Genomic DNA, 21,596 nt, shown 5'->3' with positions numbered 1-21,596 from the left:
TTACGCAATGCGTATGATAATTACGCAATACACAATTTCCACCCCGGAGACACCCCGATGAAGAAGCACTTCGCCCGCGGCCTTGCGGTCCTGTCCCTGGCTGCCCTGGCCACCGCTGCCAGCGCCCAGACCACCCCCAGTGCCTTCCCCGCCAAGCCCATCCGCTGGCTCGTGCCCTACGCAGCGGGCGGCGGCTCCGACTTCCTCGCGCGCACCGTCGCCCAGACGCTGTCGACCCAGGTCGGCCAGCCGGTGCTGGTGGACAACAAGCCGGGCGGCAACACCGCGCTGGCCGCCGCCGAAACCGCGCGCGCCCCGGCCGACGGCTACACCGTGCTCTCGGCCGACAACGGCACGCTGGTGTTCAACCCGGCGCTGTACAAGTCGCTGAGCTACAGCCCCACCAAGGACCTGGCGCCCGTCACGCTGATGGGCAAGTTCCCGATGATCCTGGTGGTCGGCGCCAACTCGGGCTTTGCCACCGCCAAGGACTTCATCGCCCAGGCCAAGGCCAAGCCGGGCGGCATCAACTACGCCTCGGCCGGTGCGGGCAGCCCGCACCACCTGGCGATGGAGCTGCTGAAGGTGGAGGCCAAGCTCTTCATGGTCCACGTGCCGTACCGCGGCGCGGCGCCCGCGCTGGCCGACGTGGTCGGCGGGCAGCTGCCGGCCATGATGGTCGACATGGCCGCCGGCGCCGGCTTCATCAAGGGCGGCAAGGTGCGCCCGCTGGCCGTGGCCAACCCCACGCGCCTGCCGCAGCTGCCCGACGTGCCCACCTTCGCCGAGCTCGGCTACAAGAACGTCGAGGCCGCCGCGCTGGTCGGCGTGGTGGTGCCCGCGGCCACGCCGGCCGACGTGGTGAACACGCTCAACCGCCAGCTGGTGGCCGCCATCCACGAGCCCTCGGTGAACAAGCGCATGGTCGACTTCGGTGTCGAGCCCGTGGGCAACACGCCCGCGCAGTACACCGAACTGCTCAAGGCCGAGACCGCGCGTTGGCACAAGCTGATCCGCGACCTGAAGATCACGCTCGACTGAGTCTGCTGCCATGTCCGATACCGCCATGCCTTCGCGCACCTCCGGTTGCCCCGTCGCGCACGGGGCGCTCTCCGCCGAGCGCACGCCCACCGGCTGCCCCGTGAGCCAGCGCGCCGCCGAGTTCGATCCCTTCGAGGACGGCTACCAGCAGGACCCGCCCGAGTACGTGCGCTGGGCCCGCGAGCAGGAGCCGATCTTCTACAGCCCCAAGCTGGGCTACTGGGTGATCACGCGCTACGACGACATCAAGGCGGTGTTCCGCGACAACCTCACCTTCAGCCCGTCGAACGCGCTGGAGAAGATCACGCCCACGGGCGAAGAAGCCAACGCCGTGCTCGCAAGCTACGGCTTTGCGCTCAACCGCACGCTGGTGAACGAGGACGAGCCGGCCCACATGCCGCGCCGCCGCGCGCTCATGGACCCGTTCACGCCCGAGGCGCTGAAGCACCACGAGCCGCTAGTGCGCGAACTCGCGCGCAGCTATGTCGACCGCTTCATCGACGACGGCCGCGCCGACCTCGTCGACCAGATGCTGTGGGAGATTCCGCTCACCGTGGCGCTGCACTTTCTCGGCGTGCCCGAGGAAGACATGGACACGCTGCGCAAATATTCCATCGCGCACACCGTCAACACCTGGGGCCGCCCCAAGCCCGAAGAGCAGGTGGCCGTGGCGCATGCCGTCGGCAACTTCTGGCAGTACGCCGGCAAGGTGCTCGACAAGATGCGCCAGGACCCCGACGCACCGGGTTGGATGCAGTACGGCATTCGCAAGCAGATGCAGCACCCCGAGGTCGTCACCGACTCGTACCTGCACTCGATGATGATGGCCGGCATCGTGGCCGCGCACGAGACCACCGCCAACGCCACCGCCAACGCCGTGAAGCTGCTGCTGCAGCATCCGCAGGTGTGGCAGGAGCTGTGCGACGACCCGGGCCTCATTCCCAACGCGGTGGAAGAGTGCCTGCGCCACAACGGCTCGGTGGCCGCCTGGCGCCGGCTCGTCACGAAGGACACGCAGGTCGGCGGCGTCGACCTGCCGGCGGGCTCGCGCCTCTTGATCGTCACCTCGTCGGCCAACCACGACGAAGGCCACTTCGCCGATGCCGACCTGTTCGACATCCGCCGCGACAACGCCAGCGACCACCTGACCTTCGGCTACGGCTCGCACCAGTGCATGGGCAAGAACCTGGCGCGCATGGAGATGCAGATCTTCCTGGAGGAGTTCACGCGCCGCCTGCCGCACATGCGCCTGTCGGAGCAGCGCTTCAGCTACGTGCCCAACACCTCGTTCCGCGGCCCCGAGCACCTGTGGGTCGAGTGGGACCCGCGCGCCAACCCGGAGCGCGCCAACGCCGGCCTGCGCGACGTGCAGGTGCCGGTGCGCATCGGCGAGCCGTCGGCGCATGCCATCGCGCGGCCGGTGGTGGTCGAGCGCGTGACGCCGGTGGCCGACGGCATCGTGCGCCTGCGCCTGGTGTCGCCCGACGGCAAGCCGCTGCCGCGCTGGACGCCGGGCTCGCACATCGACGTGGAATGCGGCTCGTCCGAGCTGTCGCGCCAGTACTCGCTGTGCGGCGACCCCGACGAAGCCCACGCGCTGGAGATCGCCGTGCTGCACGAGCCCGAAGGCCGCGGCGGTTCGGCCTGGGTGCATGCGAACGTGAAGGTGGGCGACCGCCTGCGCATCCGCGGCCCGCGCAACCACTTCCGGCTCGACGAGTCGCTGTCGAAGGCGATCTTCATTGCCGGCGGCATCGGCATCACGCCCGTGAGCGCGATGGCGCGGCGCGCGAAGGCGCTGGGCATGGACTACGAACTGCACTACAGCGGCCGCAGCCGCGCGAGCATGGCTTTCGTCGACGAACTGGCCGCGCTGCACGGCGAGCGCCTGCACGTGCATGCCGCCGACGAAGGCCGGCGCAACGACCTGCGCGCGCTGCTGGCCACGCCCGTGCCCGGCGCGCAGGTGTATGCCTGCGGCCCGCTGCGCATGCTCGAAGCGCTGGAAGACTGCTGCGCCGCGTGGCCCGAGGGCGCGCTGCGCGTGGAGCATTTCGAATCGACGCTGGCCACGCTCGACCCGTCGAAGGAACATGCCTTCGAGGTGGAGCTGAAAGACTCCGGCCTCGTGATCACCGTGCCGCCCGACCAGACCTTGCTGACGGCCCTGCGCGCGGCCAACGTCGATGTGCAGAGCGACTGCGAGGAAGGCCTGTGCGGTTCGTGCGAAGTGCGCGTGCTGGCCGGCAAGGTCGATCACCGCGACGTGGTGCTCACGCGCAGCGAGCGCGATGCGAACACCAAGATGATGGCCTGCTGTTCTCGCGCTTGCGAAGGGCGGTTGGTGCTCGAACTCTGAGGCTTTTCTTCGCGCGCATTGATTCATCGCAAGTGGCTTGCGGCACGCCCACCGCACAGTGGGGCGTGCCGAATCGGCACCTCACCGAAGGAACCATGTGATGAAGACGAGAACCACCGCGGCCCTGCTTTTCACGGCGCTGCTCGCCGGCCCCGTGCTGGCCGCCACCTGCGACATCGAGATCGAAGGCAACGACGCGATGCAGTTCAACAAGAGCGCCATCGCGGTGCCGGCCAGCTGCAAGCAGTTCACCGTGAAGCTCAAGCACGTCGGCAAGCTGCCCAAGGCCTCGATGGGCCACAACTGGGTGCTGAGCAAGGCCGCCGACGCGCAGGGCGTGGCGGCGGACGGCATCGGCGCGGGGCTGGACAAGGCCTACGTGAAGCAGGGCGATGCCCGCGTCATCGCGCATTCGAAGGTCATCGGTGGCGGTGAGACCGATGCCGTGAGCTTCGACGTGAGCAAGCTCAAGGCGGGAGACAGCTATGCGTGGTTCTGCTCGTTCCCGGGGCACGCGTCGCTCATGAAGGGCACGCTGGCGCTGGTCAAGTAGTCGTTGCACCGCCCAGAGGCATCCGCAGAAGAACCTGCGTCTCGCCGGGGCGCGACTGTAGCTGCAGCTGCGCGCCCAGGCGGCGTGCCCGTGCCCGCAGGTTGCGCAGCCCCGCGCCGCCGCTCACGCCGTCCACTGCAAACCCGCGGCCGTCGTCGCGCACGCTGAGCTGCAGTTCGGCGCCCGCGCGCGCCACCGTCACGTCCACGCGCCGGCCCGCGCTGTGCTTGAGCACATTGGTCAGCGCCTCCTGCAGGAAGCGCATCAGGTCCAGGCTCTGCGAGGGCGCGAGTTCGAGCGTGTCGATGCCCGAGACCTTCCAGCGGCAGTCGATGCCGTTGGCATCCAGCAGCTGCGCGCTGCGGTAGCGCAGCGGCGCCAGCAGTTCGCCAAGCGCGCGCGCGCCGTCGTCGCGGCCGGTGGCGTCGATGATCAGCCGCAGGTCGTCGCGCAGGCTCTTGAGCATCGCCAGCAACTGCGGTGCGCTGAGGTGCTCGGGCGTGCGCTCCAGCGTCGCGATGCTGCCCACCAGCATGCCGCCCAGGCCGTCGTGCAGGTCGCTCACCAGCGCCACGCGCTCGCCGATGCGCGCGTGCGCGAGCTCCAGCGCGTGCTGCTGCGCGAGCGTGGACGCGAGCTCGGCCTTGGCGGCGTTCACTTCCTCGATCAGCTCGGTGTTGAAGTTCTCGATGCGCCGCAGGCTCTGCACGAAGCGCCCGGCCTGCGTCAGCGCCATGCCCAAGAGCAGCACGTACGAGGACATGGTCGTGTAGTAGATGTTGCTGTCGATCACCTGCGTGAACACCAGCAGGTCGTGCGCGCCCGTGAGCGCCGACACCGCCATGAACGGCGCGAGCGAACGCATCGGGCTGCCCCGGTGGCGCAGTGCGTGAAAGATGCCGCTGCTGTTCACCACGATGATCGTGAGGCCGCCCACCAGCGTCCAGATCGCGCGGTGGGTGGGCAGGTTGGCGGTGCCCGCGAACCACAGGTCGAGCACGCCGACGGCCGCCACCGCGAACGCCGCGATTTCCAGGCGCGGCAGGCGCCGCCCGGCAAAGCGCAGCACGAACACGCCGTACGACACGCTGAAGAACAGCAGCAATGAGGTGTTGAGCGCCTGCCAGCTGTGGTTGCTGGCAAAGGGCCAGGGGCTGGTGGCGATCTGGTTGTAGCCGAACAGCAGCCACAGCACCGACATCGCCGCGAACCAGCCGTAGGCCGTCTCGCGCCGGCGCAGCAGCCACCATGCCGCGAAGAAGGCCGACACCGCCGCGCTGGTCGCCAGGCCGAACACCTGCAGGTCGCGCCGCATGAGCTGCTCGCGGCCGAACTCGGCCTGCATGGCCGCGGGCGTGCCCAGGCTCACTGGCCCCAGCCCGGCCTGGTAGGCCGACAGGCCCGACACGCGCACCAGCAGCGTGTTGGTGCCGGCGCGCAGCTGCGGTGCGGCCAGCAGCCAGTAGCGCGACGAGTTCCAGGCGCGCGTGAGCGGTTCGACCAGGCTGCGGTCGCGCCAGATCGTCGTGCCGTTGAGCGAGACCTCGCCGGCCATGTTCAGGTAGTGCAGCAGCAGCCCGGTTTCGGTCACCGGCGCGGGCTGCTCCCAGGTCAGCCGGTACCAGACCACGCCGTCGAAGCCGGGCCAGCGCGTGGCCCAGCTGTCGGGCAGGGCAACGGGCGTCCAGCCGTCGGCGGGCGGGGTCGTGTCGTCCCAGCCGGTGCCGCGTGCGGCTTCGGCGCGCAGTTCAGGAACAACAGGTGTTTGGGCGTGTGCGTTGCCCGTCGAGAGCAGCAGCCACAGGGCCCACAGCAGCAGGCCCGCAAGGAACCTCAGCGCAGCAGGCCCTGCCTTCGGCCCTGGTAGACCGCCTCGGTGCGCGAGTTGACGGCCAGCTTGCGGTAGATGTTCTTGGTGTGGCATTCCACGGTCAGTCTGGAGATCGACAGCGCCTCCGCCATGTCGCGGTTGCTCATCCCTTGCGACACGAGCTCGAGGATTTTGCGCTCGCGCGGCGTCAGCATGACGGGCGTGGTGGCCGGCGTCAGCGACGGGTCGTCGGGCGGCGAGGGCAGGCCGGGCAGCTGGGTCGCGACCCAGCCGAGGATGCGGCGGGCGATGGCCGGGTCGATCGGCGCGCCGCCTTGCTCGATGCTGCGCAGCGCGATGCTGAGCTCGAGGTCGTCGCGTTCCTTCAGCAGGTAGCCGATGGCGCCAGCGCGCAGCGCCGCGAAGATCACGGCCTCCGTGCGCCAGGCCGAGATCACCACGGCGGGCACCAGCCGGTGGTGCACGTGCATCCACTCGATCAGGTCGACGCCGCTGCCGTCGGGCAGGCCGATGTCGATCAGCGCCACACCGAAATGCTGCTGCTCCAGCAGCGAGCGGGCCGAGGTCAGGCTGTCGGCCCAGGCGATCTGGGGCTCGTCGCATCCGAGCGTCGACAACACGTACGCCAGGCGCTCGCGCATCGCCGGATCGTCTTCGACCACCAGCGCGGGGCTCAGCGAGACCACTTCAACGTCTTCCAGGAGAGGGGCAGACATAGGACGACATTTTTGAGCCGTGGTGTACGTGGTGCAACGTTTTTTCTTAAATGAAACGACTGTTTCTAAAGTTCCTATTTGTATCTTGATGTTAATTCAAGGCGACCACAACCCTAATCGAGGATGACCCCTCCGCTCAGGTTGACTATTGCCCCGGTCATGGCCCCGGCCTGCGGCGAGGCCAGGAACACTGCCGTGCCCGCGAGCTGGTCCAGCGAGGGCAGGCGTTCGACCAGCAGCCCCTCGGGCCGCGCGGCCAGCATCTGTTCGACCGTGAGGCCCATGCGCTCGGCCGCCGGGCGAAACACCTCGCCGCTGTGCGAGCCCGCGGCCACCGCCTCGGGAATCGCGTGCGAGCGGATGCAGGCCGTGCGGATGCGAAAGACCGCCAGCTCGCCCGCCATGTGGCGGGCGAGCCCCTCCACGCCGGCGCAGGCCACGGCATGTCCGAGGTACCCGGGGCCGGGTAGGCGCGAGGCGGGCGTCGACACCGACAGGATCACGCCGCCGCCGCGCGCCGCCATGTGCGGTGCCACGGCCTTGGCGGTGAGGAAGTTGGCGCGCGTGTAGGCGTGGATGGGGAGGAAGAAGTCCTCCAGCGACAGCTCGGCCAGCGGCCGGCCCTGCACATGGAAGACGCCGACCGCGTTGAACGCGAGGTCGATGCCGCCGGCCTGCTCGGCGACCTCGGCTGCGTGGCGCAGCATCGCGGCTTCGTCCAGCGCGTCGACCACCGCGGCCTGCGCATGGCCGCCGGCTTGGGTGATGTCTCGCACGACCGCGTCGAGCTTGTCGCGGTTGCGGCCGGTGATGAACACGCGGGCGCCTTCGCGTGCAAAGGCGCGGGCGACGGCGCCGCCGAGGGCACCGCTGCCGCCGTGGATCACGGCGCCGCGGTCTTGCAAAGAGGGGACATTCGAGGGCATGGACGTTTCTCCTTGGAGTGTTTGGCGCCCGCGACATGCGGGCGCTCGTTCCAAGGACGGCGCAGGCCCTGCTGATCCGACAGCGCAGTGGGGTTTTTTCAGACCTGCGGAATGCGCGGCGCGATCACGCCCGGGTCGTACCAGGTCACCGGGCGGATCTCGAACACGCCGCCCTCGAAGTCCAGCCGCCGCGCCGCATGCCGCGCGTCTTCGAGCGACTCGCACTCGACGATGTAGATGCCCATCAGCTGCTCCTTCGTCTCGGCGAACGGCCCGTCGGTCACCAGCGGATGCGCGGCGCCGGCGTGCCGCACGGTGGTGGCGGTGTCGGGCATCAGGCGCAGCACGGTGCCGAGCCGGCCGGCGGCCTGCAGCTCGTCGCGCAGGTCGGTGTGGCGCTCGAGCATCTCGTCTTCGACCTCGGGCGCCCAGCCGGCCGCCGCAGCTTCGGAACCGTAGATCAGGATGGAATAGAGCATCGTTCGTCCTTTGCTTGAAGGGAGTCGGAAGAGGCGCCCGCACCGAGACGGTCCAGCAGCAGACGGATGTGCGCGGCCTCGGCGGCGGTGCGCGCCAGTGCGAGCGCGTCGGCAAAGGCGCGGCGCGCTTCGTCGGCGCGGCCCAGCTGCATCAGCAGCCCGCCGCGCAGGCCGTGGAAGTGGAAGTACGCCGACAGCGGCTCCGCCAGCCCGTCGACCATCGCCAGCGCCGCCCCGGGCCCGCGCACCTTGGCCACGGCCACCGCGCGGTTGAGCGTGACCACCGGAGAAGGCTGCCGCTTTTCGAGCCCGGCGTAGAGCCGGTCGATCTCGGCCCAGTCGGTGTCGGCGGCGCGCGCGGCCCGCGCGTGCGTGGCCGCGATGGCCGCCTGCAGCTGGTACGGCCCGATGCGGCGCTGGCGCAGCGCGGTGTCGAGCAGGGCCAGGCCTTCGTCGATCGCCGCGCGGTGCCAGCGCGTGCGGTCCTGGTCTTCAAGCAGCACGACCATGCCGCCGGCGTCCAGCCGCGCATCGGCGCGCGCGTGCTGCAACAGCAGCAGGGCGCACAGGCCGGTGGTCTCGGGCTCGTCGGGGAACAGGTCGCACAGCAGGCGCGCGAGGCGGATCGCCTCTTCGCACAGCGCCACGCGCACATGGGCCGTGCCGCCGCTGGCCGCGTAGCCTTCGTTGAACAGCAGGTAGACCACCGCGCCCACGGCCGCCAGCCGCTCGCCGCGTTCGCGCGCGCCGGGCGCATCGAAGGGCAGGCCGGCCGCGGCCACGCGCTGCTTGGCGCGCGTGATGCGCTGCTCCATCGCGCGCTCGCCGACCAGGAAGGCGCGCGCGATCTCCGACACCGACAGCCCCGAGACGATGCGCAGCGCGAGTGCGATCTGCTGCGCGAGCGGCAGCGCGGGGTGGCAGCAGACGAAGAGCAGGCGCAGCACGTCGTCGCGGTAGTGCGACTGGTCGAGCTGTTCGGCGAGGTCGGGGTCGAGGGCCATGTCCGCGTCGCCGTCATCGGCTTCGGGCAGCGGATCGTGCCGGTCACGCCGCCGCAGCTCGTCGAGCGCCGCGTTGCGCCCCACGAGGATCAGCCATGCCAGCGGATCGTCGGGCGGCCCGTGCTCGGGCCAGTGCCGCAGCGCGCGCAGGCTGGCTTCCTGGAAGCCTTCCTCGGCCGTGTCCAGGTCGCGGAAGTAGCGCAGCAGCGCCGCCACCGCGCGCGGGCGCGCGGCGGTCAGCATGGTGGCGATCCAGCTCAGCTCGGTGGTGGTCATCGTCGGCGCGGTGCGTGTCGCTTCGAAGAAGGTCGGTTCAACCCCAAGGACGCGCCAGTATGCGGCGGGCCGACAGCGGTGCGCAAAAAAAAGTCCGCGTGGACAATGCGGCGCATGTCCGACCTCCACGCCCTGACCCGGCAGTTCCCGCACCCCGGCCGGCTCGATGCCATCCTGCTGCGCCCCGCGCGGCGCGCGCCAGTTCAATCGGTGGAGGAGGTGCAGGCCATCGAAGGGCTGGGCCTGGCCGGTGACCGCAGCAGTGCCGGGCGCGGCGGTGGCAAGCGGCAGGTCACGCTGATCCAGGCGGAGCACCTGCCGGTTGTCGCGGCGCTCGCGCAGCGTGTGGCGGGTGTCGACGCAGGGCTGCTGCGCCGCAACCTCGTGGTGTCGGGCCTTAACCTGCTGGCGGCGCGCTCGCTGTTTCGCGACCAGCCGCTGGTGCTGGCGCTCGGGCCCGAGGTGCTGCTCGAGATCACCGGGCCCTGCGAGCCTTGCTCGCGCATGGAAGAACTGCTCGGCCCCGGTGGCTACAACGCCATGCGCGGGCATGGCGGCGTGACGGCGCGGGTGCTGCGTGGCGGTGTGCTGCGCGTCGGCGACGCGGTCGCCTGCCGCACCGCCTGAACACCACCTACATCAGGTTGCGCAACGAGGCCTCGATGGCCGCCGCCGTGGCCAGCGGCTTCTCCATCGGGAACAGGTGGCTCCCGTCGAGCATCGTGATGCGGCCCTTGGTGACCTGTTCGGTCATGGCCATGCCCACCTGCTTCATCTCGACCGACTGGCGTCCGCCGATGAAGGCCACCTTGCACTTGATCGGATGGCGGCGCAGCAGCCCGCCCAGCGTGTGGGGCAGCGTGTTGTAGATGGCGGTTTCCACGTCGCGGTCGAAGCTCAGCGAGCGCGTGTCTTCGCTGTCGAAGGTGCCGTGGTCGATGTAGTCGTGCAGCACCTGCTCGTCCCACTTCGCGAACGCCTTCTTGCTGCGGAAGTGCTCGAACACCGCCTCGCGATGCTCCCAGCTGTTGCGGCGCTTGCGGCTGGTGGCGCCGGGCGAAATGCTTTTCATGAGCGGCGTGCGCTTGACCACGTTGAGCGTGTTCGCGCGCCAGCCGCCGAGGATCGGCGAGTCGATCAGCAGCACGCCGCGCGCCAGCTCGGGATGGCGCGCCGCGCACATCAGGCTCAGGAAGCCGCCCAGCGAATGGCCGATGAGGAACACCGGGCCGCCCGCGCGGTCGGCGCGCAGCTTGGCGAAGTCGGCCAGCTGCTGCACCAGGTGCGGCCAGTTGTCGGTGACGGGGTACTTCGGGTCGTGCCCGAATTTCTCGATGGCGTCGACCTCGAAGCCCCGGTTGCGAAGGCTGTCGAGAACGACGCGGTAGGTGCTCGCCGGAAAGCTGTTGCCGTGCGAAAAGATGACAGGAGGCACGGACAGATTCAGATGAGCTTTTCGTCGGGGGTCGAGATTTTTCGCAGCGGGCTGTGGCGCGTGGCCGGCATCCGCAGCGGGTGTTCGGTGGCGCTGTCGTCCCACACCGGGTCTTCGATGCTGTCGAACACCTCGCGCAGCTTCTGGCCCCAGCTGTTGTGCATCATGCGGTAGTAGGGGTTGTCGGCGTCGATGCAGATCACGCGGTCGGTCTCGAGCTTGTTGGCCTCGTACACCACGAGGTCCAGCGGCAGGCCCACCGACAGGTTCGACTTCATGGTCGAGTCCATCGACACCAGCGCGCACTTGGCGGCTTCGTCCAGCGGCGTCTCGGGCGTGAGCACGCGGTCGAGCACGGGCTTGCCGTACTTCGACTCGCCGACCTGGAAGTAGGGCGTCTCGGTGGTCGCTTCGATGAAGTTGCCCGCGGCGTAGACCAGGAACAGGCGCATGCCTTCGCCCTTGACCTGCCCGCCGAAGATGAACGACACGTTGAAATCGAGCCCCGCATGCTTGAGCGCTTCGGCGTCGCGGTCGTACACGTGGCGCACGGCCGAGCCCAGCACGCGCGCGGCGTCGAACATGCTCTTGGCGTTCCAGATGGTGATGGGTTCGCCCTGCGTGCCGTCTTCGCGCGTTTCGCGCAGCTCTTCGATCTGCAGGATTTCGCGCACCGACTGCGAGATGCTCAGGTTGCCCGACGACAGCAGCACCATGACGCGGTCGCCCGGCTGCTCGTAGACGATCATCTTGCGGAAGGTGCTGATGTGGTCGACCCCCGCGTTCGTGCGCGAGTCGGAGAGAAACACCAGGCCGGCGTTGAGTTTGATGCCTACGCAATAAGTCATGGGTTCGCCTTGCAGGAACTGGGCCCGCTCATGCGGTACTGCGTTCACGTGCGTTCAGTTTCTGGAGGGCATAGAGCGCGTCGAGGGCTTCGCGCGGGCTCATGGTGTCCGGGTCGAGGGCAGCCAGCGCGGATTCTACGGCGCTGGCCATGGGGGTTTCGGCGGCGGGCGGGGGCGCAAACAGGTCGACCTGGGCACGCGTTTGCGCATGCTGCGATTCGAGCGCATCGAGCGCCTGCCGCGCGTGGTTGACCACCGCCGCGGGCATGCCCGCGAGGCGCGCCACCTGGATGCCGTAGCTCTTGCTGGCCGGGCCCGGCTGCATCTCGTGCAGGAACACGATGTCGCGGCCCGACTCGGTCGCGCTCACGTGCATGTTCACGGCGCCGTGGTGCGTGGCCGGGAACTCGGTGAGCTCGAAGTAGTGCGTGGCGAACAGCGTGAAGGCCTTGCTGCGGTCGTGCAGCTGCGCCGCGATGCCGGCCGCCAGCGCCAGGCCGTCGAAGGTGCTGGTGCCGCGGCCGATCTCGTCCATCAGCACCAGCGACTGCGCCGTGGCGCTGTGCAGGATCTGCGCGGCCTCGGTCATCTCGAGCATGAAGGTCGACTGCGCATTGGCCAGGTCGTCGGCCGCGCCGATGCGCGTGTGAATCGCGTCGATCGGCCCGAGCCGGCAGGCCGTGGCCGGCACGTGCGAGCCGATGGAGGCCAGCAGCACCACGATCGCCACCTGCCGCATGTAGGTCGACTTACCGCCCATGTTCGGGCCGGTGATGATCTGCATGCGCTGCTGCGGCCCCATCTGCGTGTCGTTGGCGATGAAGCCGCCCGACGATTTCTCGGCCAGCCGCGCCTCCACCACCGGGTGGCGGCCCTGCTGGATCTCGATGCACGGGTGCGACACGAAGGTCGGCGCGCGCCAGTTCAGCGTGTGCGAGCGCTCGGCCAGCGCGCACAGCGCGTCGAGCGCAGCGATGCCGCCGGCCAGCTGCGTGAGCGCGGGCACCGAGGGCTGCAGGGCGTCGAGCAGCTGCTCGTACAGCCACTTCTCGCGCGCCAGCGCACGGTCTTGCGCGCTCAGTGCCTTGTCTTCGAAGGCCTTCAGCTCGGGCGTGATGAAGCGCTCGGCGTTCTTCAGCGTCTGGCGGCGGCGGTAGTTGTCGGGCACCTTCGAGAGTGCGCTTTGCGTCACCTCGATGTAGAAGCCGTGCACGCGGTTGAACTGCACGCGCAGGTTGCTGATGCCGGTGCGCTCGCGCTCGCTGATCTCGAGCTTGAGCAGGAAGTCGTCGCAGTTCTCGCTGATCTCGCGCAGCTCGTCGAGCTCGGCGTCGTGGCCGGTGGCGATCACGCCGCCGTCGCGCACCAGCGCCGACGGATCGGGCTTGATCGCGCGCACCAGCAGGTCGGCGCAGCCCGGCGGCGGCGCCAGGCGTTCGGTGATCTGCGCCAGCAGCGCGGCGGCGCCCGGCAGCAGCGGCGCCAGTTGCTCGGCCTTCGCCAGCGCGAGCTGCAGCGCCACCAGTTCGCGCGGGCGCACCTGGCGCAGCGCGATGCGCGCCGCGATGCGTTCCACGTCGCTCGTGTTCTTCAGCTGCTCGCGCAGCGTGCGCCAGGGCGCGGCGGTGGCGCCGGGCCCGGGAGACTGCAGCGCACCGATGGCGTCGAGCCGGCCCTGGGCTTCGCTGCGGTCGCGGCGCGGCGAGAGCAGCCAGCGCTTGAGCAGGCGGCTGCCCATGCCCGTCATGCAGGTGTCGAGCAGCGAGAACATCGTGGGCGAGTCTTCGCCGCGCAGCGTCTGCACCAGCTCCAGGTTGCGGCGCGTGGTGGGCGGCAGCTCGATCAGGTCGCCGTCGCGCTCCACCGACAGCCGCTGCACGTGCGACAGCGCGCGGCCCTGCGTGTGCTCGGCATAGCCCAGCAGCGCGGCGGCGGCGGCGTGCGCGTTGCCCAGCGATTCGGCGTTCCAGGCCGCGAGGCTGTGGCTGCCCATCTGCTCGCTGAGCTTGCGCTCGCCCAGGCCGGGATCGAACTGCCAGGCCGGACGCAGCGACAGCGTGAACGGCACGGCCGCGCGCGCGGCCTTCAGGCGCTGCTCGAAGGCGGGCGTGACCTCGGCGCTGTACAGCAGCTCGCTCGGTGCGATGCGCGCGATCCAGGCTTCGAGCGCGTCGGCCGGGCACTCGGCCAGCCGCAGTTCTGCGCCTGTCACGCTGAGCCAGGCCAGGCCGCAGAAATTGCGCGTGCCCGCATGCACGGCGAGCAGCAGCGAATCGCTCTTGTCGTTGAGCAGTTCCGAGTCGGTCAGCGTGCCGGGCGTGACCACCCGCACCACCTTGCGTTCGACCGGCCCCTTGCTGGCGCCGACCTCGCCCACCTGCTCGCAGATGGCGACCGATTCACCCAGCTTGATGAGCCGTGCGAGGTAGGTGTCGACCGAGTGGAAGGGCACGCCGCACATCAGCACCGGCTGCCCCGCCGACTGGCCGCGCTGGGTGAGCGTGATGTCGAGCAGGCGCGATGCCTTTTCGGCGTCGGCCCAGAACAGTTCGTAGAAATCGCCCATCCGGTAGAACAGCAGGGTGTCCGGATGGTCGGCTTTGAGGCCCAGGTATTGCGCCATCATGGGCGTGTGCCCGGAGAAGTCGCTGGAGGAGGGGGCGGGGTGGGCAGTCGTCGTTTTCACTCGGGCGATTATCGGGGACGGGCGGACGGGGATCAGCCGACGGTCGGTGTGACCGGCTTGCCGATGCGGTTGCGCATTGCGACCCGCGTGTCGTCGATCTGCTTGTGCGATGCGGCCTGCAGGCGGCGGGCCTTGGCTGGCGCAAAACCCAGTTCCAGAAAGAGGTTGGTGCCCGGCGGGGTGACGTGGCGGATGGCGGTGTCGGTCTTCATGGTCTGCTCTTCCTGAGAGGGGTCGCCGGGCGGTCGTGTGCTTCTGGCTCGGGTCGGCATTGTCGAGAAGCGCCGGAGGTCTTCGCCTCGCGTGGCACCATGCCGGTCCCGATGACCGTGAACTTTGTGGGGATCCGGCGCAGATCCACCACGCGGCCTGTTCCAGGCGCGGCGCCCCGCCGCACGCGCTTTTTTGGCCGTCCTTGAATCCAGACAGCTCCCCCGTGCGTAGCCATGCGCATGCGCATGACTACGCGGGCGCACGCGACCTTTTTTCTCCATGGAGACCCCAGTGAGCTACGAGGACATCCGGAAACGATTTCATGTGCCTGCCCGCAAGGGCGCCAGGGTGCTGGTGCACGGGCAGCCCGGCACCGTGACCACCGTGCGGGGGCTCACGCTGCGCGTGCGGCTGGACGGCATGAGCTGGTCGCGGCCGTACCTGCCGGACGAACTGCAATGGCTGCCGGCCCCAGCGCCCGAGCCGCAGGGGCAGGGGCAGGGGCAGGGGCAGGGGCAGGGCGGCCCCGAGCACTGACGCGGCCGGGCGGCCTGTACTGCCCTCCTAAAATCCCTCGGCGCAAACCCCGCGTGAAGAACAAAGGCGCCCATGGCCCCGTCGGATGAAATCAAAGGCCCTGCAGCGGACGCGCTCCCGGACACCGCCACCCTGCCCGCTGACCTCGCGGCGCTGTATCTGTGCATGTCGCCAGCCCAACTGGCGGACCTGCGCAAGTCGAAACGGCCCGAGGGGCGACCGGGCACGGGCAACAGCGGCCCGTCCGTCATCCGGCCTGTCGAGGGCACGGGCGGCGCCAAGGACCCGGCGCTCTACCAGCTCGGCACGCTGCGCGAGTTTGCCAAGGCGCACGCCGCCCCCTCGGCGTTCGACACCGCGCTGAACACCGGCCTGCCGGGCTGGTTCGGCGCCAAGCTGCCTTTCTTCGCCGAGCGCGAGCCCCGCATCAAGCGCGGCAAGCGCGTGCTCATCGGCGGCGCCTGGGACCGGGCCGATCCGCTGCGCGAGCAGCGCTTCGTCGCGCTGGCCAAGGGCCGCATCCGCTTCACGTCGCTGACGTGTGCCGAAGCTGCGGCGAGCCTGTGGGCCGACGTGGCCAGCCACCGCGCGTTCGCCGACCAGGGGCTGGCCCTGCTCGCGCGCGAGACGCAGGCCATCGAGGCCTCGCTGGCCGACACGGCCCGCCTGGCCGCGACCGCACCGACCGATGCGGCGGCCTGACCTCCCTTCAAGTTCGACGATGGAAGTGCTCCGATGCTGATCAACTGCGTGGCCTATGAAAACGGCGCCAAGCTCGCCGACATTCCCGTCGAGGACATCAGCGACTACATCTCCCGCGCCGGCTGTTTCGTCTGGGTGGCGCTGAGCGACGCCACGCCCGAAGAGCTGGCCCAGATGCAGGACGAGTTCGACCTGCACCCGCTGGCCGTCGAAGACGCCCAGCATGGCCACCAGCGCCCCAAGGTGGAGGAGTACGGCGACTCGCTGTTCGTCGTGATGCACCTGGTCGAGCCTTCGGCCGAAGCCGAAGGCGAGCACAGTGTGAACGTGGGCGAGGTCAACGTGTTCGTCGGCCGCAACTACGTGCTGTCGGTGCGCAACCGCAGCCAGCAGGGCTTCCTGGGCGTGCGCGAGCGCTGCGAGCGCGAGCCCGACCTGCTGCGCAATGGCGCGGGCTTCGTGCTCTATGCGCTGATGGACGCGGTGGTCGACCGCTACTTCCCGGTGATCGACGCGCTCGAAGTGGAACTCGAATCCATCGAGCAGCAGATCTTTGCCCAGGGCGGCGCGGCGCGCGACAAGATCAAGCAGCTGTACGACCTGAAGCGCCGCAGTCTCATCCTCAAGCGCGCGGTGGCGCCGTTGGTGGAGGCGGCGGGCAAGCTGCACGGGGGACGCGTGCCGCAGATCTGCGTGGGCACGCAGGAGTATTTCCGCGACGTGGGCGACCACCTGGTGCGCATCAACGGCTCGATCGACGCGGTGCGCGACACCATCGCCACGGCGGTGCAGGTGAACCTCTCGATGGTCACCATCGAGGAGAGCGAAGTGACCAAGCGGCTCGCCGCCTGGGCCAGCATCTTCGCGGTGTGCACCGCGTTTGCGGGCATCTGGGGCATGAACTTCGAGCACATGCCGGAGCTGAAATTCCGCTATGGGTACGCGATGGCGCTGGGGTTGATCGTCAGCACTTGCGGGTACCTCTACTACCGGTTCAAGCGCGTCGGCTGGCTCTAGCGCGAAGCCCGGCCACGGGCTTCGCGACTGAATCGCGCCTTCCTTATTCGTCGTGCGTGTCGTGCGTCGCCACGGCACCGCGACGCCAGTAACCCGACGCGCGAACCCACTTCGGGTTCGCGCCGCGCTCGCCCACGAGGTGCGCGCGCAGCGCCTTCGCGATCGCCGATTCGCAACCCACCCAGGCGTGGAAGTCGCCGTCCGGCAGCGCCATGGTTTTCAGCGTGTCGACCAGCACGGGGCTCAGTCCCGGTGCGGCGCCTTCGCGGTGCACCCAGCGCAGCGTGAGCTCGGCCTGCGTCTCGAAGGGAATCTCGTCGGCCTTGCTGTCGACTTCCGCCAGCACCACCACGCGCGCGCCGGCCGGCAGTTCGGCCAGGCGGCGCGAGATGGCGGGCAGGGCGGTGTCGTCGCCGATCAGCAGGTGCCAGTCGAATTCGGTCGGCACGATGAACGAGCCGCGCGGGCCGCCCACGCCGACGATGTCGCCGGGCTTGGCCTGCTCGGCCCACTGCGTGGCAGGGCCGGCGTCGTGCAGTGCGAAGTCGATCTCGAGCGTGTTGGCCTGTGCGTCGTGGCAGCGCGGCGTGTAGTCGCGCATGGCGGGACGGCCGCCTTCGGGCCACACGGGGCCGTCGGGGCCGGCGGTCGGCAGCCTGAGCTGGCCGGTGGCGGCATCGGGAAAGAACAGCTTCGCGTGGTCGTCGAAGCCGGGGCTGGTGAAGCCTTCGAGCGCGTCGCCGGTCAGCGTGATGCGGATCAGGTGCGGCGTCACGCGCTGCACGGTTTTCACCGTGAGCTGGCGAAAGCGCAGTTCGTGGCGCACGCGGCGGGGCGTGCGGTCGGGCGTGTTGGCAGAGGAAGCAGTGGTGGTGAAGTCGGTCATTTCAGGTTGGTTCAAATGCGTTCGAGCTGTTGTGCGGCGCTGTCGAGCACCGCGGCGAATTCGTGGGCTTGTTGTTCGGTGAGGGGGGCGCCGCCGAGGCGCAGGCGCATCGCGAGCTTGAGGTTCTCGATGGCCCGGGTGACTTGCGGGGGCCGTCCGGCGCGCGGGCCGGCGCCGTCCACGCCGCCCGCCATGCGGGCCATCATGGCGTCGGCCGTCTCGCGGTTGGCGGCCAGGAACTCCTGTCCGCTCGGCGTGATGCTGTAGCGCTTGCGACCGCCGACGTCGGCGGTTTCCACGCTCAGGTAACCCAGCTCTTCCAGCAGCGTGAGCGTGGGGTAGACCACGCCGGGGCTCGGCGCGTAGGTGCCGCCCAGGCGGTCTTCGATGGCCTTGATGAGCTCGTAGCCGTGCGAAGGCTTGTCGGCAATGAGCTGCAGCAGCACGAAGCGCAGCCCGCCGTGGCCGAACACCCGGCCCGCGCCGCCGCCGCGCCCGCCGCGCATCCCGCGGCCGCCGCCGGCCAGGCCGTCTTCGTGTTCGCCGCGCGGGGCGTGGCGGTGGTGATGGTGGTGCGGAGCGTGGTGAAGGTGGCGCATGGGGATGGCTTTCTTGAGTGGGTCGAGACTATTCTAGATATATCGAAATAGAAAGCGAAAGCCCACCCATCGGGCGACCCTGCCGGTCGCATGGGTTCTGGCTGTGGGCCCCTCCGGGCGAGAGCGGGCTACAGCGGACGCAAAGGCGCCGCGCGCGCAATCAACCGGATCTGCTCGAAGTCCAGCCGGTCCAGCGCCTGGCGAAGCGTCAGCACCATCGGCTGGCTGTGCGCCTCCGTGGCCAGCCGGTTCACCCACTCGTGCAGGTCGCTCCAGCGGCCGTCGCGGGCCAGCACTTCGAGCTCGTCCTTCTGCGCCGGCGACAGCGGCGTCAGCACCGGCAGCAGCCGGCCGCGCGCCCGGGGCCTGGCACGCGGGCGCGGCGCGGCGATGGGTTCCGATGGCGGCGGTGCAGGCGCGTCCGACGAAGGCGCCGGCTCGGTCGACAGCGAGAACACCACCCGCGTCCCCGCGCCCATGCCGCTGTGAATGGCGAGCCGCCCGCCCATCCGCTGCACGATGCGCTGCGCAATCACCAGCCCGAGCCCGCCGCCCGCCATGCTGGGCGCGTTGTCGGCCAGCAGGCGCGTCATGCGCTCGAGCGTGTCGGCGTCGATGCCCGTGCCGCTGTCGGTCACTTCGAAGTGCAACTGCCACGCGCCGTCGCTCGGCTGTGCCTGCAAGCGCAGCCCGATGGCGCCGTTGCGCGTGAACCTGGCCGCGTTCGACAGCAGGTTCAGCACCACCTGCTGCAGCCGCTTGCCGTCCAGGCGGACCAGGGCCGGCAGCTCGCCGTCGATCGTGAGTTCGAAGCTGTTGTGCTGGCGCTGCGCGAGCGCGTGCGCGTACTGCGCGACGTTGTCGACCAGCGTGCGCAGCTGCACCGGCTGCGCCTCGACGGCCAGCGGCGCCAGCTCGCCCTTGGCGTAGTCGACCAGGTCATCGATCAGCTCCAGCTGGTAGGCCGCGCTGCGCTCGATGGTGGCGAGCCGCGCGGGCGCGGGCGTGTCGCTGCCGTCCTGCATCAGCTTCAGGTTGCCCAGGATGGTGGCCACCGGCGCGCGCAGGTCGTGGCTGATGTAGGCCAGCAGTTCTTTCTGTTCGCGCGTGCGCTGCTCGGCCTGGCCCAGCGCTTCGCTCAGGGCGCGGGTCTTGCGCACCACTTCTTCTTCGAGCCGCTGCTGCTCCTGGGCCTGCCACGCCAGCAGCGTCTGCTGCGCCGCATTGCGCTGGCGCGTTTCCTGGAACGACCAGGCCGTGATCGCGAACGCGCCCACCAGCATGCCCGGGAACGCCAGCGCATAGTGGTCGAAGTCGGACATCGAACGCTCCGCGAACATCAGCGCCGACATGCGCATCAGCGCGCCCACGCAGATCACGAGCATCACCAGCAGCGACAGCCGCCCGCCCGGCCCGGCGCGCCGCTGGTAGATGAGGGTGCAGACCGTCAGCGCGAGCACGATCAGTGGCGCGTTCACGATGCCGATGGCCGCGAAGGTCGCGTAGGGGCCGAACAAAGTGCCCAGCAGCACGACGATCTCGACGCCGGCCAGCACGAACAGCAGCGGGCGCCCGGGCACGCGCACCGGGCTCTGGCGGCCGCGCTCGTGAAAGTACAGCAGCAGGCACAGCGCCGTCGCCGCCACCATCACGCTGTGGCCGCGGTAGCTCCAGACGGTGCTGTCGGGCCACAGCGCAATGCGCGCATAGCCCCGGTAGGTGGCCTCGTACAGCGCAAGCAGCGCAAAGCTCCCGGCCTGGAACGCGAGCATCGGCGCGCGCGAAATCCACCACAGCGCGGCCGAATACACCGCGAAGGCCAGCAGCCCGCCGATCAGCAGGCCGCTGAGCAGCGCATGGTTGCGTTCGATGTGATGCCACGCCTCGTCGGTGTGCAGCTCCAGCACCAGCTTGATCTGGCCCGTGCTCATCACGCGCACCAGCACCTGCACCGACTCGCCCGGCTGCAGGTCGATCTGCAGCTGCGGAATGCGGTCGTGGCGGTGCGTGGCGTCCATCGGGTCGGACACGCCGGCCTGTGCGTGCGTCCATGCGGGTTGGCCATTGCGCGTGCGCAGCAGATGAAAGTCGACATGCCGCAGCCACGTCACGTTGAGCCCGAACCGCGCCGTGCGCACCTCCTGCGCATCGTTGACCAGCGACAGGCGCAGCCAGACCGCCGAGGTCGAGAACCCGCGCATCAGCTGGTCGGGCGTGGCGGGCACGAACCCGTTCGCACCGCCGCTGGGCAAGGCGAGCACCTCGCGCGCCGACAGGCGGGCCGTGGGGTCTTCCAGCACTTCGACGGTCTGTTCGACGGAGACATTGCCCCGGTTCAGCGCGCTGAACCTGACGGCCTCCGCCGCGCTGGCCGCGAAGCCCCACAACCACAAGGCCAGGCCGAGCAGCAAGCCGCTTGCCCACCAGGGGCGTGTGCGCACCGGATGCATCGCGCGTCAGGTGCCGGAACGTTCGACACCGGCCTGGCGACAGGCCGAGGGCGTGCAGTCGAAGTACTCGCGAAACGCCGTCGCGAAATTCGCGGCGCTCGAGAACCCCACCGCCGCGGCGATCTCTTCGATGCGCATGGCCGATTCGAGCAGCAGGCGCTGCGCCTCGTGCAGCCGCGCCTCGCGCACGAACTCGAACACCGTGCGATTCGTCAGCTCCTTGAACACGCGCGACAGGCGCTTTTCGTGCGTGCCCACGCGCGCCGCCAGCTCGCGCAGCGGCAGCACGCGGCTCAGGTCGGCCAGGATGAGTCGCTCCGCCGCCTGCATGAGCGCGCGGTCCATGCCAGAGCCCGGCGCGCCGCCGTCGTTCGCGGCGGGGCTGTCGGGCGGGGGCGCCGCCTGCGTGGCAGGGGCGGTGCGCGCCCTGCGGGATTCCGCCAGCGCCAGGTGAATCTCGACGCGGGCCATCACCTCGGCCGGGTCGAAGGGCTTCACGATGTAGTCGACCGCGCCGGCCCGCAGGCCCGTCAGGCGCTCTTCCAGGCTGGCCGACGAGGTCACGAAGATCACCGGAATGTCCGCCGTGGCCGGGTCGGCCTTCAGCAGGCGGCAGGCGGCGAACCCGTCGGTGCCGCCCAGGCGCACGTCCAGCAGCACCAGGTCCATCTGCAGCGTCGTCGCCCGCCGGTAACCCTCCATCGCGTCGAAGGCAAGCGTGATGCGGTAGCCGGTGCCCCGCAGCGTTTCCAGCAAAAGCTTGAGTTCGTCAACGTTGTCGTCGACAACCAGAAGATGAGCTCTCCGGGGCTCCGGAGGTGACCAATAGGACATGGAAAGAGGGGGCGCCGGCACCGCGTTGGAACGCCCTGTGGCCGAAACAATGTAACCAAGGAATTAATTTGGTAATCATTGTCACAAGAAATGCAAATTCATCCAATGACCGGTCTTCATTCCTGATCGATCCGCCCGCCATTGCCGCCCGAGGCCTTAAAAAAGGTGCCGCGGCGAGGGGGTCTGTCAGAGGGAAAACGGGGG

Annotated in this window: 20 protein-coding genes; 7 read left to right on the top strand and 13 right to left on the bottom strand. The window is 69.6% G+C overall.

Annotated elements, in window-relative coordinates:
• Nucleotides 1-57 precede the first annotated feature (57 nt).
• The 3 genes from ACAM42_RS23250 to azu all read left to right on the top strand — a co-directional run bounded on the left by ACAM42_RS23250 (nucleotide 58) and on the right by azu (nucleotide 3,953).
• Nucleotides 58-1,041, top strand: a complete 984-nt coding sequence (locus tag ACAM42_RS23250) for a Bug family tripartite tricarboxylate transporter substrate binding protein (RefSeq protein WP_369629554.1) — start codon at nucleotides 58-60, stop codon at nucleotides 1,039-1,041.
• 10 nt (nucleotides 1,042-1,051) lie between these two features.
• Entirely contained in the window at nucleotides 1,052-3,400 is a 2,349-nt protein-coding gene (locus tag ACAM42_RS23245) for a cytochrome P450/oxidoreductase (protein WP_369629553.1), read from the top strand.
• A gap of 100 nt (nucleotides 3,401-3,500) precedes the next feature.
• Nucleotides 3,501-3,953 (top strand): azurin, encoded by a 453-nt coding sequence (gene azu, locus ACAM42_RS23240; protein ID WP_369629552.1) that lies wholly within the window; start codon nucleotides 3,501-3,503, stop codon nucleotides 3,951-3,953.
• Here the strand turns inward: azu and ACAM42_RS23235 are convergent.
• The 5 genes from ACAM42_RS23235 to ACAM42_RS23215 all read right to left on the bottom strand — a co-directional run bounded on the left by ACAM42_RS23235 (nucleotide 3,946) and on the right by ACAM42_RS23215 (nucleotide 9,185).
• Nucleotides 3,946-5,877 carry an ATP-binding protein gene (locus tag ACAM42_RS23235; RefSeq protein ID WP_369629551.1) on the bottom strand — a complete coding sequence of 644 codons (1,932 nt, stop codon included), beginning with the start codon at nucleotides 5,875-5,877 and terminating at the stop codon, nucleotides 3,946-3,948. The genes azu and ACAM42_RS23235 overlap by 8 nt on opposite strands.
• On the bottom strand, nucleotides 5,787-6,500 hold the full coding sequence (locus tag ACAM42_RS23230; protein ID WP_062474925.1) for a response regulator transcription factor: 714 nt from the start codon (nucleotides 6,498-6,500) through the stop codon (nucleotides 5,787-5,789). Before ACAM42_RS23230 ends, ACAM42_RS23235 begins: the two co-directional genes overlap by 91 nt.
• Nucleotides 6,501-6,613: 113 nt before the next feature.
• A complete protein-coding gene (locus ACAM42_RS23225) occupies nucleotides 6,614-7,426 on the bottom strand; it encodes an SDR family NAD(P)-dependent oxidoreductase (protein WP_369629550.1) in 813 nt (270 codons plus the stop codon).
• A gap of 98 nt (nucleotides 7,427-7,524) precedes the next feature.
• The gene (locus ACAM42_RS23220; RefSeq protein ID WP_070062632.1) at nucleotides 7,525-7,905 is read right to left on the bottom strand and encodes a YciI family protein; all 381 of its coding nucleotides are present in this window, start codon (nucleotides 7,903-7,905) and stop codon (nucleotides 7,525-7,527) included.
• Nucleotides 7,887-9,185: an RNA polymerase sigma factor gene (locus ACAM42_RS23215; protein ID WP_369629549.1), complete on the bottom strand. Its 1,299-nt coding sequence runs from the start codon at nucleotides 9,183-9,185 to the stop codon at nucleotides 7,887-7,889. The genes ACAM42_RS23220 and ACAM42_RS23215 overlap by 19 nt, the downstream gene beginning before the upstream one ends.
• Nucleotides 9,186-9,299: 114 nt before the next feature.
• Between ACAM42_RS23215 and ACAM42_RS23210 the strand changes: the two genes are divergently transcribed.
• On the top strand, nucleotides 9,300-9,812 hold the full coding sequence (locus tag ACAM42_RS23210) for an MOSC domain-containing protein (RefSeq protein ID WP_369629548.1): 513 nt from the start codon (nucleotides 9,300-9,302) through the stop codon (nucleotides 9,810-9,812).
• Between the two features lie 7 nt (nucleotides 9,813-9,819).
• Here ACAM42_RS23210 and ACAM42_RS23205 read toward each other — a convergent pair whose 3' ends face one another.
• The 4 genes from ACAM42_RS23205 to ACAM42_RS23190 form a co-directional block, all read right to left on the bottom strand.
• The gene (locus ACAM42_RS23205; RefSeq protein ID WP_174250240.1) at nucleotides 9,820-10,626 is read right to left on the bottom strand and encodes an alpha/beta fold hydrolase; all 807 of its coding nucleotides are present in this window, start codon (nucleotides 10,624-10,626) and stop codon (nucleotides 9,820-9,822) included.
• 2 nt (nucleotides 10,627-10,628) lie between these two features.
• Complete coding sequence (locus tag ACAM42_RS23200) at nucleotides 10,629-11,468, bottom strand: proteasome-type protease (RefSeq protein ID WP_062474940.1); 840 nt, start codon at nucleotides 11,466-11,468, stop codon at nucleotides 10,629-10,631.
• A 28-nt stretch (nucleotides 11,469-11,496) separates the two neighbouring features.
• Nucleotides 11,497-14,094 carry a DNA mismatch repair protein MutS gene (gene mutS, locus ACAM42_RS23195; RefSeq protein WP_369629547.1) on the bottom strand — a complete coding sequence of 866 codons (2,598 nt, stop codon included), beginning with the start codon at nucleotides 14,092-14,094 and terminating at the stop codon, nucleotides 11,497-11,499.
• A 92-nt stretch (nucleotides 14,095-14,186) separates the two neighbouring features.
• Nucleotides 14,187-14,366 carry a hypothetical protein gene (locus ACAM42_RS23190; protein ID WP_354344846.1) on the bottom strand — a complete coding sequence of 60 codons (180 nt, stop codon included), beginning with the start codon at nucleotides 14,364-14,366 and terminating at the stop codon, nucleotides 14,187-14,189.
• A gap of 280 nt (nucleotides 14,367-14,646) precedes the next feature.
• Between ACAM42_RS23190 and ACAM42_RS23185 the strand changes: the two genes are divergently transcribed.
• From ACAM42_RS23185 to corA, 3 genes are all read left to right on the top strand, one after another.
• Nucleotides 14,647-14,904 carry a polysaccharide deacetylase gene (locus ACAM42_RS23185; RefSeq protein WP_369629546.1) on the top strand — a complete coding sequence of 86 codons (258 nt, stop codon included), beginning with the start codon at nucleotides 14,647-14,649 and terminating at the stop codon, nucleotides 14,902-14,904.
• Nucleotides 14,905-14,976: 72 nt separating this feature from the next.
• Nucleotides 14,977-15,606 (top strand): hypothetical protein, encoded by a 630-nt coding sequence (locus tag ACAM42_RS23180; RefSeq protein ID WP_095746135.1) that lies wholly within the window; start codon nucleotides 14,977-14,979, stop codon nucleotides 15,604-15,606.
• Between the two features lie 33 nt (nucleotides 15,607-15,639).
• Nucleotides 15,640-16,623 carry a magnesium/cobalt transporter CorA gene (corA, locus tag ACAM42_RS23175; RefSeq protein WP_159276025.1) on the top strand — a complete coding sequence of 328 codons (984 nt, stop codon included), beginning with the start codon at nucleotides 15,640-15,642 and terminating at the stop codon, nucleotides 16,621-16,623.
• Between the two features lie 43 nt (nucleotides 16,624-16,666).
• Here the strand turns inward: corA and ACAM42_RS23170 are convergent, their stop codons facing one another.
• The 4 genes from ACAM42_RS23170 to ACAM42_RS23155 all read right to left on the bottom strand — a co-directional run bounded on the left by ACAM42_RS23170 (nucleotide 16,667) and on the right by ACAM42_RS23155 (nucleotide 21,392).
• Nucleotides 16,667-17,509, bottom strand: coding sequence for a siderophore-interacting protein (locus ACAM42_RS23170; RefSeq protein ID WP_369629545.1), 843 nt, complete (start codon nucleotides 17,507-17,509; stop codon nucleotides 16,667-16,669).
• An 11-nt stretch (nucleotides 17,510-17,520) separates the two neighbouring features.
• Entirely contained in the window at nucleotides 17,521-18,108 is a 588-nt protein-coding gene (locus ACAM42_RS23165; protein WP_062474958.1) for a PadR family transcriptional regulator, read from the bottom strand.
• Nucleotides 18,109-18,236: 128 nt separating this feature from the next.
• Complete coding sequence (locus tag ACAM42_RS23160; protein WP_369629544.1) at nucleotides 18,237-20,549, bottom strand: sensor histidine kinase; 2,313 nt, start codon at nucleotides 20,547-20,549, stop codon at nucleotides 18,237-18,239.
• A gap of 15 nt (nucleotides 20,550-20,564) precedes the next feature.
• Complete coding sequence (locus ACAM42_RS23155; protein ID WP_369629543.1) at nucleotides 20,565-21,392, bottom strand: helix-turn-helix domain-containing protein; 828 nt, start codon at nucleotides 21,390-21,392, stop codon at nucleotides 20,565-20,567.
• Nucleotides 21,393-21,596 lie beyond the last annotated feature (204 nt).

The sequence above is a fragment of the Variovorax sp. V35 genome, from assembly GCF_041154465.1.
Taxonomy (GTDB): domain Bacteria; phylum Pseudomonadota; class Gammaproteobacteria; order Burkholderiales; family Burkholderiaceae_C; genus Variovorax; species Variovorax boronicumulans.
Note: the sequence above shows the minus strand (reverse complement) of the source record. Positions and strands in the feature narration are given on the sequence as shown.